This is a genomic window from Mesorhizobium sp. M1217, from assembly GCF_040318275.1.
GTDB lineage: Bacteria > Pseudomonadota > Alphaproteobacteria > Rhizobiales > Rhizobiaceae > Mesorhizobium.
Genome location: NZ_JAMYMA010000020.1, coordinates 22324 through 36281 on the forward strand (window position 1 = coordinate 22324; position 13958 = coordinate 36281).

General features: G+C 62.7%; 12 protein-coding genes. 8 read left to right on the forward strand and 4 right to left on the reverse strand.

Translation table 11 applies throughout. The features are described 5' to 3' along the window. Positions 1 to 291: 291 nt before the first annotated feature. Entirely contained in the window at positions 292 to 1506 is a 1215-nt protein-coding gene (gene carA, locus NKH37_RS27250) for a glutamine-hydrolyzing carbamoyl-phosphate synthase small subunit (RefSeq protein WP_353006002.1), read from the reverse strand. A 307-nt stretch (positions 1507 to 1813) separates the two neighbouring features. Between carA and NKH37_RS27255 the strand changes: the two genes are divergently transcribed. From NKH37_RS27255 to NKH37_RS27265, 3 genes are all read left to right on the forward strand, one after another. Continuing rightward, the gene (locus tag NKH37_RS27255) at positions 1814 to 2263 is read left to right on the forward strand and encodes a GatB/YqeY domain-containing protein (RefSeq protein WP_023719346.1); all 450 of its coding nucleotides are present in this window, start codon (positions 1814 to 1816) and stop codon (positions 2261 to 2263) included. Between the two features lie 97 nt (positions 2264 to 2360). Continuing rightward, the gene (locus NKH37_RS27260) at positions 2361 to 3443 is read left to right on the forward strand and encodes an arginase family protein (protein ID WP_352592386.1); all 1083 of its coding nucleotides are present in this window, start codon (positions 2361 to 2363) and stop codon (positions 3441 to 3443) included. A gap of 209 nt (positions 3444 to 3652) precedes the next feature. Then, the gene (locus tag NKH37_RS27265) at positions 3653 to 4210 is read left to right on the forward strand and encodes a GNAT family N-acetyltransferase (RefSeq protein WP_023719344.1); all 558 of its coding nucleotides are present in this window, start codon (positions 3653 to 3655) and stop codon (positions 4208 to 4210) included. Between the two features lie 2 nt (positions 4211 to 4212). Here the strand turns inward: NKH37_RS27265 and NKH37_RS27270 are convergent, their stop codons facing one another. The 3 genes from NKH37_RS27270 to NKH37_RS27280 form a co-directional block, all read right to left on the reverse strand. Beyond that, positions 4213 to 5394, reverse strand: coding sequence for an MFS transporter (locus NKH37_RS27270; protein WP_023719343.1), 1182 nt, complete (start codon positions 5392 to 5394; stop codon positions 4213 to 4215). A 128-nt stretch (positions 5395 to 5522) separates the two neighbouring features. Beyond that, positions 5523 to 5732 carry a DUF2061 domain-containing protein gene (locus NKH37_RS27275; protein WP_023678301.1) on the reverse strand — a complete coding sequence of 70 codons (210 nt, stop codon included), beginning with the start codon at positions 5730 to 5732 and terminating at the stop codon, positions 5523 to 5525. Positions 5733 to 5855: 123 nt separating this feature from the next. Continuing rightward, positions 5856 to 7520: a Na/Pi cotransporter family protein gene (locus tag NKH37_RS27280; protein WP_023719342.1), complete on the reverse strand. Its 1665-nt coding sequence runs from the start codon at positions 7518 to 7520 to the stop codon at positions 5856 to 5858. A gap of 378 nt (positions 7521 to 7898) precedes the next feature. Here NKH37_RS27280 and NKH37_RS27285 point away from each other — a divergent pair, with 378 nt between their 5' ends. The 5 genes from NKH37_RS27285 (at position 7899) to NKH37_RS27305 (ending at position 13919) form a co-directional block, all read left to right on the forward strand. Continuing rightward, on the forward strand, positions 7899 to 8288 hold the full coding sequence (locus NKH37_RS27285; RefSeq protein WP_023719341.1) for an RcnB family protein: 390 nt from the start codon (positions 7899 to 7901) through the stop codon (positions 8286 to 8288). 158 nt (positions 8289 to 8446) lie between these two features. Continuing rightward, positions 8447 to 10408: a DNA primase gene (gene dnaG, locus NKH37_RS27290; protein ID WP_353006003.1), complete on the forward strand. Its 1962-nt coding sequence runs from the start codon at positions 8447 to 8449 to the stop codon at positions 10406 to 10408. Between the two features lie 373 nt (positions 10409 to 10781). Beyond that, complete coding sequence (rpoD, locus tag NKH37_RS27295; RefSeq protein ID WP_023719339.1) at positions 10782 to 12803, forward strand: RNA polymerase sigma factor RpoD; 2022 nt, start codon at positions 10782 to 10784, stop codon at positions 12801 to 12803. Between the two features lie 205 nt (positions 12804 to 13008). After that, a complete protein-coding gene (locus NKH37_RS27300; RefSeq protein ID WP_023719338.1) occupies positions 13009 to 13302 on the forward strand; it encodes a GYD domain-containing protein in 294 nt (97 codons plus the stop codon). Positions 13303 to 13538: 236 nt separating this feature from the next. Then, positions 13539 to 13919 (forward strand): thiol-disulfide oxidoreductase DCC family protein, encoded by a 381-nt coding sequence (locus tag NKH37_RS27305; RefSeq protein WP_031194130.1) that lies wholly within the window; start codon positions 13539 to 13541, stop codon positions 13917 to 13919. Positions 13920 to 13958: the final 39 nt, after the last annotated feature.

Sequence of the window (13958 nt, forward strand, 5' to 3'; positions counted from 1 at the left end):
TGATGATTTGCGGGGCGTTCATGGTGTTCTGTCCTACTATGGCCGACGGTAGGTTGTCGTTTCGCGTGTGCCGACATGGACCGCAAGGATCGTGGCGCGGTCTTCGTCAAACATGACTCGGTAGCGACCGATCCGAAGTCTGTAACCTTCCCTGCCGACGAGGCGCTTGGTATCTCCGCGACCGCCGACTGCGTAAGAAATCGGACCTTCCGAGACCTGCTCGCGGACGTCCGGCGGCAAGTTGTCCAGATCACGCGCCGCCGAAATATTATAGCTGATGCATCCGCTTGGTCAGCGCTCGGCCAGTGCCGGCTCGCCACGCTTTTCGCGGATCAGGTTGACGAAGCGGCGGAACAGATAGTGCGAATCCTGCGGGCCGGGCGAGGCTTCGGGATGATGCTGGACCGAGAAGACCGGCTTGCCGGTGAGCGCGATGCCGCAATTCGAACCGTCGAATAGCGAGACATGGGTTTCCTCGACGCCGCTCGGCAATGAGTCAGCGTCGACGGCAAAGCCGTGGTTCATCGAGACGATCTCGACCTTGCCGGTGGTGTGGTCCTTGACCGGATGATTAGCGCCGTGGTGGCCCTGATGCATTTTTGCGGTCTTGCCGCCCAGCGCCAGCGCCAGCATCTGGTGGCCGAGGCAGATGCCGAACAGCGGGATATCGGTCTTCAACAGATCCTGGATGACCGGAACGGCGTAGTCGCCGGTGGCTTCCGGATCGCCGGGGCCGTTGGATAGAAAGATGCCATCGGGCCGCATCGCCAGGATCTCCTCGGCTCCGGTCTTGGCCGGCACCACGGTAACCCTGGCGCCGAGGCCGGCAAGCAGGCGCAATATGTTGCGCTTGACGCCATAATCGATGGCAACGACGTGCATCGACGGGTCGGCCTGTTCGCCAAAGCCCTCGTTCCAGGCCCAGGGTGTCTCGCGCCAGACCGAGGATTGGCCGGAGGTGACCCCCTTGGCCAGATCAAGCCCGATAAGCCCCGACCATGCGGCGGCGCGGCGCTTGAGGTCATCGATGTCGAAGATACCGTCTGAGGCGTGCGCGATAACGGCATTGGGCATGCCCTTTTCGCGGATCAGCGCGGTCAGCGCGCGCGTGTCGATGCCCGAAAGTGCAACGATGCCGCGCTTCTTCAGCCACTGGTCGAGACCGGTTCCGGCGCGGTAATTCGACGGGTTGGTGACATCGGCCTTGAACACGGCGCCGACGGCGCCGGCGCGGGCCAGCGGATTGAGATCCTCGATGTCTTCGTTATTGGTGCCGATATTGCCGATATGCGGAAAGGTGAAAGTGACGATCTGGCCGGCATAGGAGGGGTCGGTGAGGATCTCCTGATAGCCGGTCAGCGCGGTGTTGAAGCAGACCTCGGCAACGGCGGAGCCGGAAGCGCCCAGACCACGGCCCTCGATGACGGTGCCGTCGGCCAGCACCAGCAGAGCGGTCGGCTTCTCGGTGGCCCAAGGGGGGGTCGATGCGGCGGTCATCGTTGCCATGGCGGCACTCCTAAAGGCTGCGCTCCTCAATCGGCGCAACAAAAAGCGCGAAGCGGCAATCTCACAGCCTCGGCGCGCTGCATGTCGTTGCCCCAAAACCGCTACGCACTTTTGGGCGACGTGCACTAGAATTCAATTCATGCAAGGCACAGTACATAGGGGAAGGCGCCAAGGCGGTCAATGATGCCGCGCCGTACGTGCCTGGATTTATTTCGTCGAACAATATCAGGGATTTGCCGGACAGACTTGAATTTGCCTTGGGCTTTCGGCACGGCTATTGTCCGCCGCATTCGAAGGAGAAAGCACCATGCGAGGCAAAATCGCCGAATCCCTGAAGAGCGCGATGAAGGCACAGGACAAGCGCCGGCTGCCGACATTGCGGCTGATCCAGGCGGCCATTCATGATCGCGACATCGCCAATCGCGGCGCCGGCAAGGAGCCGGCCAGCGACGACGAGATCCTGCAGATCCTGGCCAAGATGGTGAAGCAGCGCGAGGAATCGGCCAAGGCGTTCGATGACGGCAAGCGGCCGGAACTTGCCGCGCAGGAGCGCGACGAGATGGCGATCATCCGCGACTTCCTGCCGACGCAACTGGGCCAGGCCGAGACGGAAAGCGCCGTCCGTTCCGCTATCGCCGAGACAGGTGCCAGCGGCGTCAAGGAGATGGGCAAGGTGATGGCGGCGCTCAAGGAGAAATATGCTGGCCAGATGGATTTCTCCAAGGCGAGCGGCATCGTCAAGAGCCTGCTTCAGTAGGGATTTTTCCCGCCTTAGCGGTGCTCATGAGACTCGAAGAGACCATCGCGAGGAGCCAGGCTAGGAGCGGGCGGAGCGGACGGCAGTTCGCACCGACATGTTCATCGCCACGGCCGCGCGAATGAACCTGTATGTTCGACGTCTGGCGTCTCACGACGGCATCGATGCGGCGAGCTTTTTGCTTGTTAGGCCTCGTGCCGATGCCGGGCGGCAACCTCTCAAGTCGAGGAGGAACCTTCCTCCCTCCGGACACGTTTGCGAGAAGATCATGCGAAAATGGAGCTTCGATTTGGCGGCGCGTTTGTTGAATATTGTCGGTGCGGCCACGAGTGCCGGCGCCTATTCGCCGGGTCAGGAACAGGCCCCCGCGGCCTTTCGGCGAAATGGGCTCGCAGAAGCGATCACGAACCGAGGCAGATCCATCAGGGATCGTGGCGATGTTGCATCGTTCCGATGGCGACCGGACCCTTCGCGGTCGCAGGCTATGAACCTGGAAGCAGTGCGCGACGCCTGTGAGTTGGTCGCAAGCCACGTAGCGACGGCGATCGCAGCGCAGGAAGACGTGCTTGTTTTAGGTGGCGATTGTACTGTGGAACTGGGGACGGTCGCCGGGGCGAATGCGGCCGGCGCGCGGATCGGACTCGTTTACATTGACTTCGACGCCGATCTCAACACACCTGACACGAGCGACGGCGCCTTGGACTGGACCGGCGTCGCCCATCTGCTCAATATCCATGGATGCGAGCCTTCGCTCGCGAGGCTCGGCCCGACCCGCCCGATGCTCGTGCCTCAGCAACTCCTCTATTTCGGCATCGAGAACATCACCCCGCCCGAAGCGGCCGTGATCGGAAATCACGCGATCAAGATCATATCGCGTGAGGAAGCTTTGAGTGACATCGAGGCGGCGTCGGCGCGCGCGGCCGAATGGGCGGCGCGCTTTGACTGCGTGCTTATCCACTTCGATGTCGATGTGCTCTCCTTTATCGATTTTCCGATTGCGGAGAATGTGCGCCGTTGCGACGGTCTCAAACTGGAGCAAGTCGCCTTTGTGCTAAAGCAACTGACAGCCCTGCCGCAATGGCGCGGCCTGACCATCACAGAAGTTAATCCGGCCCATGCGCCAGACGAGTCCGCAGCATTCGCACGCTTGAATGAGATGCTTGCAGACGCCCTTGGATAGTTCGAGATCCATCTCACGGTCGTTCGCGGGCAATTGGCCGGCTTGCCTCATCCAAGCGGAGCCAGCCTTATGCGCCCGGTCGCAATCATTGCGCGACATGGGCGCAATGCGGAAAACTTGGGAATTACGGTCGATGGCGGGGCAGTTTTGTCGTAGTCGCTACAGCCGCAAGCCCGCCTTTGAGGGCCGACAGCCAAAAGCTCGCGCTCATGATCGAACTCGTCAAACCGGCGTTTGAACACCTGCCGTCCTACAAGGCGGCCCTCGAGCGCGGCTGGTCGCCGGACAATGTGCGGCTGCTCGACGCGACGCGCGAGCAGCTTGCGGCTATCGAAAAGGATCCAGCGACTTTCCTTGCCGATCTCGACGATCCTGATGGCAAGGGACCGCCGATCGTCTTGCCGGACGGTTCGACGGTGCCGCGGCTGCCTGGATTTCGGCGCTGGATCTGGGACGGGGAAGTCTCAGGCTCGATCGGCTTGCGCTGGCAGCCCGGAACCGCGGCGCTGCCATCGCACGTGCTCGGCCACATCGGCTATGCGGTGGTGCCGTGGAAACGGGGATGCGGCTATGCGACGGAGGCGCTGCGGCTCATGCTGGAGGAGGCGAGGGCGGTTGGCCTGCCCTTCGTCGAAATCACCTGCAAGCCTCACAATGTGCCCTCGCAGAAGGTCGTTCTGGCCAATGGCGGCGGGCTCGTCGGGCGTTTCTTCGAGGATGCTTCCTATGGCGGCGCGGAAAGCCTGCGTTACCGGATCGATCTGTAGCCCTATTCGGCGGCAGCCGGCAGCGGCGGCGCCGCCCGGCTCCGCCATTCCCAGACATGCGAGGCAAGCGCAACCGCGACCGCGACCAGCATGGCGATCGCGCCAACCACCGGCAAGCTGCGATAGCCATAGCCGGCATTGAGCATCGCCGCGCCGAGCGATGCGGCGAGCGCGATGCCGACATTGAAGCCTGACGGAATGAGCGACGAGGCGAGATTGGAGGCGTCCGCGGTCCAGGTCAGGATGCGGGTCTGGATCGGCGTGCCGATGGCGAAGTTGAGGCCGCCCCAGACGAAGATCGCCATCACCATCGGCAGTGGGTAAGGACTGACGGCGTAGATCGAGGCGAGCATCGCCGCCTGCAGGAATAGCATTGCGATGAGCGACGGCATCAGCTTCCAGTCGGCGAGGCGCCCGCCGACGAAGACGCCGATTGTAGCGCCGACACCGTTGAGCAGGAGCACCCAAGGTATCCATTTCTCGTCGAGGCCGGTGACCTCAAGCAGCGTCGGCGTGATGTAGGTGAACAGGCCGAACTGGCCGATCATCAGCATCAGCATCATGATGAGCGAGGTCCAGACCTGCTGGCGTGCGAGCACGCGTACCTCGCTGCCAAGGCTGACGGACGGGCTCGACGATCCTGTCTTGCGCGGCAGCAGGGCGCCGATGGCGGCGAAGGCCACCACGCCGAGAGCGCACATCACCCAGAATGTCGCACGCCATCCCCAGATGTTGCCGATTGCCGTGCCGGCCGGAACGCCGATGACATTCGATACGGTGAGGCCGGACAGGATCAGCGCCACCGCCATGCCGCGCTGGTCTTCGCGCACGAGGCCGACGGCCACCACCATGGCAACGCCGAAATAGGCGCCGTGTGCCACGGCCACCGCAATCCGCAACAGCAGCATCGAGGCGAAGTCGGGCGCCAGCGCGCAGGCCGCCTGGCCGATGGTAAAGGCTGCAGTCAGTCCAAGCAGCAGGGCCTTGCGGGAGAACCTTTTGGTGGCGAGCGCCAGCAGCGGGCCGCCGACTGCAATGCCGCCGGCATAGCCGGAAACGAGATAGCCGGCGGTCGGGATCGCGACGCCAAGGCCATCCGCCACCTGCGGCAGCACGCCGGCGATGACGAATTCGGTGGTGCCGAAGGCGAAGGCGGCAATGAACAGGGCAATGAGGGGAAGCATGGCGGGAAGGCGATCCTCGGATAAGGTGACCTCAAACCACGGATAAGGGCACCGGGCAATTCAGAAATTGGCGACGCCGCTTTAGATTTTCTTTGTCACCGGTCAGGTGCCGGCCGCGGCGGCAAGAGCTACGCGGCCGCCTTCCTTCCGTAAGGAATTTTCAGCCACGCCCGCTCATGAAGGTAGTAGAGCAGCGACTTGGTGACGACCTCGGTCAGGCCGATGGCCGCAGCGAGCTTGATGCTTCCCGTCACGACGAGCGAAATGATCATCGTGTCGATGGTACCGGTGACACGCCAGGAAAGCGCCTTGGCGAAGCTGCGAGAATGGGTGTCCATCTACTTTCCTTCCGGTAGATCTGGCGATCTTTAGCCGACAGACAGGAGGTGGCGCAAAGGTAATTTTGCGCATTGGCTCACAGCATAGGCGAGCTTCTGAAGCTACCGGCCTGTGGACGCAATCTATCCGGCCTTCAGCCGCGAACCGGTTAGCAGGCCGCGTTCCTCAAGCACGGGATAGGCCATCGAGGCGAGCAGCGAGTTGATCTGCTTGAGGTCGCGAATGGTGTCGAGATGGATGGAGCTGGTCTCGACGCTCTTGGCGGTGCCGTCGCGCAGCCGCACGAAATGGCTCTGGCTGGTTTCCTTCTCGCGGTCGCGCAGCCGGTCCTTTTCCAGCACCAACTGGCGAGCGGTCTCCGGATCGCGGGACACCAGGACGTTGAAGGCCAGCCTGGCATTGGCAAGCACCAAGGCGTGGAAGGCGCAAAGCTCGCGCCAGCCTTCCGGCGTGAACTCCAGTCCGCGCTCGAATTTCTTCTTCACATGGACCAGCATGTTGCGCACGATGATGTCGCCGACCTGCTCCAGCTTGACGCAGGCGCCGATCAACTCCTGGCAACGCAGGGCCTCGTCCTCGCTCAGCGGGTTCTTGGTGACCTTGGCGAGATAGAGCTTGATCGCCGCGTGCTTCCTGTCGACACGGTCGTCGAGCGCGGCCAGCGCACTGATCTTGTCGGCGTCGGCGCTCTCATAGAGTTCGATGATCCGTTTCAGCATGATCTCGACCGTCTCGCAGACCCGCACTACCTCGCGGGTGGCATTGGCGAGTGCTTGGCTCGGCACGTCGAGCGCACTTTCGTTGAGCGCCGAAAGCTCGATGACGTCGAGCGCGTTGGCGGGCTGGGGCCTGGTGCCCAGCGCCACGATCTTTTCCGAGGCACGATAGACCAGGCGCGCCAGCGGCAGGCCGGCGATCAGGATCAGGATGTTGAAGACGATGTGGGCATTGACGATCTGCTCGGGCACGGTGCTGCCCAAGAAGGCGACTGGCGGCTTGAACGTCAGGAACAGGATCAGCATGATCAGAGAGCCCATGCCGCGCATCAGGAGATTGCCGATCGGCACGATGCGAACGCCGGGTTCTGCGTTGCGGGTTAGAAGCGGCGCGATGATCGAAGAGCCGAGATTGACGCCGAGCACCAGCACGATGCCGAGTTCGGGCGGGATGAAACCGCGGCCGGCGAGCGTCACCATAAGCAGCACCGCGGCGATCGAGGAATGGAACAGCCAGGTGACCAACGCCGCCAGAAGGTAGGCGGTGACCGGATCGCCGGAGAAGTAATCGACGATGAGCGGCATCAGCGTGCTCTGGCGCAGCGGCTCCGACGCCTGGCCGATCATCTCCAGCGACAGAAGCAGCAGGCCGATGCCGACCAGGATGCGGCCGAACTGGCGCCAGTCGCGCCGCTCGGTGGCCATGAACATGACGGTGCCGGCGACCAGGCAGACCGGTACCAGCAGCGACAGATCGAAGGTAAGCAGCTTGACCACCAGCGCCGAGCCGATCTCGGCACCGCGCACCGCAAGCTGGCCCGACATGCCGCTGACAATGCCGGAGCCGGCGAATGAGCCGACCAGCAAGGTAACGGCGGTCGAGCTTTGCAGCGCGACCGCCAGGCCGCAGCCGGCCAGAACCGCCATGAAGGGATTGCGCATGGTGGCGCGCAGTTTGTGGCGCAGCACATCGCCATAGGCGCGCTCGACGCCGGTCTTCACCAAACGGGTGGCAAACAGCATCAGTGCGACCGCACCGGCAAGGTGCAGCAAAACGACCGAGCCGCTCATGCCCGACCCCGCAACCCGACCGGTATCAGCGACGCGGGCGCCGTGACGTCACGAGGGCAAAAGTGGGCGCGAATCGTGGACATTGCAGAGGTTGATATTACTCCGATTTATTTTAGCCGAATAATAAATTTTGCCCGGTTCGGACGAGTGTTGCCCCGCGACGGGGCGTGTCGGAAATGGATGGCCGGCAAAATGGTTGCATTGCCCGCGGAGTTACGGAGGGTCATGCGTCCGTGCTCGGACAGCCGCTTTAAAGGTAGTGCTGAATTAGGCGTGCTAAATGTAGGAAATCATTACGAAAACGTAATCTCTGCGTTCAGTTTCGGTTCATCCTTCCGGCTCTATTCCAGAGGCATCGACAACCAAGGAGTACCCGCTATGAAACGCATCGTTCTTTCCGCCATTGCCTTCTCGATGCTGGCTGCAACGGCCTTGCAGGGCCAGGCTGCACCATTGAACCCACCAAACGCACCGCAATCGAGTTATAGCCAGGTCGACTGGCAAAAGCCCGGCAGGCATGTCGACGTGAACAAGCATGTCGAGGTGAACAAGCGCGTCGTAGTGACGAAAAAGATCGTGGTGAAGCGCAGCCATTGGCGCAACGGCCAGAGATATTCCAGCTGGAAGCGTCACCAGCCGATCCGCGACTATCGCCACTACGGCTTGCGCCGTCCCGGTCCCGGCCAGGAGTGGATCCGGGTCGGCAACGACTATCTGCTGGTCAGCAACCTCTCGGGCCTGATCTTCGGCGCTATCGCCGCGCAGTAGGTGCGGAACGGCTGACCGGCGCTGCGCCGGATTAGATCGAGAAGGCGGCCCGCAGGCCGCCTTCTCTTTTTGGCCTGTGAAAACCGGGTATGGTTCCGCATTAGGAGTCGTCGGGCTTGGCCCGTGTGATTATATGGAGGCCAAACGAGCTGTCCCTCATGCGCTTTCCGCCTGCTTTCCTCGACGAGATCCGCGACCGCGTGCCGATTTCTTCGGTGATCGGCCAGCGCGTCGCGTGGGACAGGAAAAAGACAAACGCGCCGCGCGGTGATTATTGGGCGTGCTGTCCGTTCCATGGCGAGAAGAGCCCGTCCTTCCATTGCGAGGACAAGAAGGGCCGCTATCACTGTTTCGGCTGCTCGGTTTCGGGCGACCATTTCAAGTTCTTGACCGAACTCGACGGGATGAGCTTTCCCGAGGCCGTCGAGAAGATCGCCGACATGGCCGGCGTGCCGATGCCGGTTCGCGACGCCGATGAGGAACGGCGCGAAAAGGAACGCGCCAGCCTGACCGATGTCATGGAGATGGCGACGGTGTTCTTCCAGGAACGGCTGCAGGGACCGGAAGGCGCAAAGGCCCGCGCCTATCTGCGCGACCGGGGACTGACACCGGCGACGCAGCAGTCCTTCCGCCTCGGCTATGCGCCCGACAGCCGCAACGCGCTGAAGGAGCATCTTGCCGCCAAGGGCGTCCCCAAGGCCGACATCGAGGCGTGCGGGCTGGTGCGCCATGGCGACGACGTCCCGGTTTCCTACGATTGGTTCCGCGACCGCATTATGTTCCCGATCCCGGATTCCAGGGGCAAGATCATCGCCTTCGGCGGGCGGGCGCTAGCGCCGGATGCGCTGGCCAAATATATGAACTCGCCCGATACGGAGCTCTTCCACAAGGGCAACGTGCTCTACAATTTCGCTCGTGCACGCCAAGTGCTGGGAAAGGGGGCGCTGGCCAAGGGCGGCACGGTCATTGCCGTCGAAGGCTACATGGATGTGATCGCGCTGGCGCAGGCCGGCTTCGAAAACGTGGTGGCGCCGCTCGGCACCGCATTGACTGAAAACCAGCTCGAACTTCTATGGCGCATGGCCGGCGAGCCGGTGCTGTGCTTCGACGGCGACCACGCCGGGTTGAAGGCAGCATGGCGCGCCGCCGACATGGCGCTGCCGGCGGTCCAGGCGGGCCGCTCGGTTCGCTTCGCCCTGCTGCCGGAGGGCAAGGATCCCGACGATCTGGTCAAGGGTGACGGACCGGATGCGTTCCGCGCCGTGCTTTCCGAGGCGCGGCCGCTGGCCGACCTCTTGTGGATGCGCGAGACGGCCGGCGGCATCTTCGACACGCCGGAACGGCGAGCCGAGCTCGAAAAGACGCTGCGCGAACTGACCAGCCGTATCCGCGACGAGAGCCTTCGCTATCACTACCAACAGGAAATGCGCGAGCGGGTGCAGAGCTTCTTCGGTGCCCAGCGCGGACGCCCGGGGCGTCAGGACGGACGGCCCGGCGAACGTTTCCAGGGCAAGGGTTCAGCACCCGGCGGACAGTTTGCGCGCGGCGGCAATGCCGGTGGGCGCACCGCGATCACCGAAAGCCTCGGTCGCTCGGCGTTGGTCAAGCGCGGCGGCGAGGGCATGTCGGTACGCGAGGCGACGATCATTGCCGCCCTCGTCAACCATCCCGTGCTGATCGACGAGAATTTCGCCCATGTCGAGTTCCTCGATCTCGCCAACTCCGATCTGAAGCGGCTGCATGCGGCGATCCTCGACGCCATGGCGCATGATATGGCCAATGACCGCGACGCGGTGATCGCGACGATCGAGCGGGCCGGCTGCGGCGAGATCTGGCAGCGTGCGGTGGCGCTGATCAAACGTGCGCGGCAATGGCCGGCGCTGGAAACGGCGGCACTCGACGATGCCCGCGATGCGTTCAGCCAGGCCCTCCACTTGCAGCGCAGCGCGCGCACCTTACATAAGGAGCTGAAGCAGGCGGAAGCAGCGCTCGCCAGCGACCCCACGGACGAAAACTACCGGCACCTGGTCGAAATCCAGGCGCAATTTCGTGATGTGCAGGCAACGGAAGCGCTGATCGAAGGGTTTGGCGTATCGTCGGGCAGGGCTGGGCGCGTTTAGATCGAAGCCTCCAGAAGACTGAATGTAAGGACGTGCTTGCGCGTCGAATCAAGCGTGCGGCGCTCTAAGTCGGGTAATTGATTCGCTTTTTTCATGCGAATCATGCGAGAGGCGCTTGACCTTCCGGCAGAATGGCGGAATCAGGTCGATTCGAAACGTTAACCCGCCCCGGCATCGACGGGAATGCAGCGATGTAAGGTACTGATCACTGGACAGGCAGTCAGCTTGCCACAGATATCAGGGTTAATCTGGACTTAACGAGAGATGCAGTTACTGGCCCGGTAAAGCGCGTTCTGGAAAGAGCGCATCCAATTTGACCGGACCGGCAGCTTACGCGGCTTTGATACTCAGCCGCTTGGAGAAAATAAAGACTATGGCGACAAAAGAAAAGGAAGAAGTCGAGACCGAACGCGAGGCCGCGACCGATGGCCCTCTGCTCGACCTTTCCGACGATGCTGTCAAGAAGATGATCAAGGCCGCCAAGAAGCGCGGCTATGTCACCATGGACGAGCTGAATTCGGTGCTGCCCTCGGAGGAAGTGACCTCCGAGCAGATCGAGGACACGATGGCCATGCTTTCCGACATGGGCATCAACGTGGTCGAGGACGACGAGCAGGGCGAGGAGCCCGAAGCCGCCGATACCGCCGCTGACGCCGAGGAGGATGCCAACGAGCTGGCCGAGCAGACCGGCACCGCCGTCGCCGCCACCACGACCAAAAAAGAGCCGACCGACCGCACCGACGATCCGGTTCGCATGTATCTGCGCGAGATGGGCTCGGTGGAGCTTCTGTCGCGCGAGGGCGAAATCGCGATCGCCAAGCGCATCGAGGCCGGCCGCGAGACGATGATCGCGGGCCTCTGCGAAAGTCCGCTGACCTTCCAGGCCATCATCATCTGGCGCGACGAGCTCAACGAATCGAAGATCCTGCTGCGCGAGATCATCGACCTCGAGGCGACCTATGCCGGGCCGGAGGCCAAGCAGGCGCCGGTGGTCGAGCGTATCGAGGAAGCCAAGACCGAGGAAAAGCCGCGCCGTTCGCGCGAGGACGAGGACGACATCACCAATGTCGGCGGCGACACCCGTGGCCTGGTGGACGACGACGAGGAGGACGATGACGAGGCGAGCCTGTCGCTGGCGGCGATGGAAGCGGAACTGCGCCCGCAGGTGATGGAGACGCTCGACGTCATTGCCGACACCTATAAGAAGCTGCGCAAGCTGCAGGACCAGCAGGTCGAGAACCGGCTGGCCGCCGCCGGCACGCTGTCGCCAAGCCAGGACCGTCGGCTCAAGGAGCTGAAGGACCAGCTGATCAAGGCGGTGAAGTCGCTGTCCTTGAACACGGCGCGCATCGAGGCGCTGGTCGAGCAGCTCTACGACATCAACAAGCGCCTGGTGCAGAACGAGGGCAAGCTGTTGCGGCTGGCCGAAAGCTATGGCGTGCGCCGCGAGGAGTTCCTCAAGGAATATCAGGGCTCGGAGCTCGATCCGAACTGGACGCGTTCGATCGGCAATCTGACCTCGCGCGGCTGGAAGGAGTTCACCAAGAACGAGAAGGACGCCATCCGCGACCTGCGCGCCGAGATCCAGAACCTCGCCACCGAGACGGCGATTTCGATCCAGGAATTCCGCAAGATCGTCAACCAGGTGCAGAAGGGCGAGCGCGAAGCCGCGATCGCCAAGAAGGAAATGGTCGAGGCCAATCTGCGTCTCGTCATCTCCATCGCCAAGAAATACACCAATCGCGGCCTGCAGTTCCTCGACCTGATCCAGGAAGGCAATATCGGCCTGATGAAGGCGGTCGACAAATTCGAATACCGCCGCGGCTACAAGTTCTCGACCTACGCGACATGGTGGATCCGGCAGGCGATCACCCGTTCGATCGCCGACCAGGCGCGCACCATCCGCATTCCGGTGCACATGATCGAAACGATCAACAAGATCGTACGCACCTCGCGTCAGATGCTGCATGAGATCGGCCGTGAGCCGACGCCGGAAGAACTGGCGGAAAAGCTCGCAATGCCGCTGGAAAAAGTGCGCAAGGTGCTGAAGATCGCCAAGGAGCCGATCTCGCTCGAAACGCCGGTCGGCGACGAGGAGGATTCGCATCTCGGCGATTTCATCGAGGACAAGATGGCGATCCTGCCGATCGACGCGGCGATCCAGGCCAATTTGCGCGAGACGACGACGCGCGTGCTGGCCTCGCTGACGCCGCGCGAAGAGCGCGTGCTCAGAATGCGCTTCGGCATCGGCATGAACACCGACCACACGCTTGAGGAGGTCGGCCAGCAGTTCTCGGTCACCCGCGAGCGCATCCGCCAGATCGAAGCCAAGGCGCTGCGCAAGCTCAAGCACCCGAGCCGGTCGCGCAAGCTCAGAAGCTTCCTCGACAGCTGAGTCTGGGTGACGGATAAGCAGTTTAAAGGGCGCCGGTGGCGTCCTTTTCCGTTTGGGCACAGGCGATCACGATTGGACGCGCCGCTCTTGCGGGTCGTGCCCTACGAGAGGATAATTCCGCGACGGATGCATTTTCTGGGCGACAAACCCGGATGCCCGCCCCGGCTGTGACGCCGTGCTCCGTGGCCCCGGAGGGAGGTGTGCCATGACAACTTACATCGTGCTGATCAACTGGACGGAGCAAGGCGCCAAAAACGTGCGCGAGTCGCCGAAGCGGCTCGATGCCGCCAAGAAGCTGTTGGGAGACATGGGCGGGTCCTTCAAGGCATTTTATCTCACCATGGGGGATTGCGACATGGTGGCGGTGGTCGAAGCCCCCGACGATGCCGTACTAGCTCGTTTCTCGCTGATGCTGGCGGCGGGCGGAAACGTCAGGACGCGGACACTCAAGGCTTTCCCGGAGGATGCCTATCGCGAGATCATTACCTCGCTCGGCTGAGTGCCGTGCCTGAAGCGCGTCGCGCTTGAACGGCCTCTTGCGACGCGCTTTACGCTCTTCTTTTTAAACAGGTCGGTATGGCAAACCGCCGCGCACCCTCGGGCCAGGCCCGAGGACATGTTTTTGGGGCGACGTGCATTAGCCGAAGCCGGGACATTCCGCGGTGTCGCGTCACGTTGCGGCGCAACGGCATTTGCTGGATAGTCGTCGCGCGTCCTCCGCTGGTGTTGCGAACCATGGCCAAGCCTCTGCTGACCGTCTGGTACAATACGCGCTGTCCGGTCTGCGATGCCGGCATCAGCCGGCAGAAGCGGCGGCTGATCGAGGCGGTCAAGGCGGGGCGGATCGAATTTCGCGACATCAATGCCGAACCGACGGCGCTGGCCCGCTACGGCATCGGGCTGGAGGATATCCGGCGCCGGCTGCATGCGACCGACGCCGGTGGCAAATTGCTGGTCGGCGCCGATGTTGCCGTTGCGGTTTGGCTGATAACGCCGGGCGAGGGCTGGTTGGCGACGCTGTTTGGCAATCCCGCCACGCTGCCGTTGACGCGCTATGCCTATGATCGCTTCGCCGATCTGCTCTATGCCTGGAACCGCCGCAAAGGCCGTTGGTGATAGTGTCCGTTCACTTCGCACTGAAAGACCCGTAAGTTG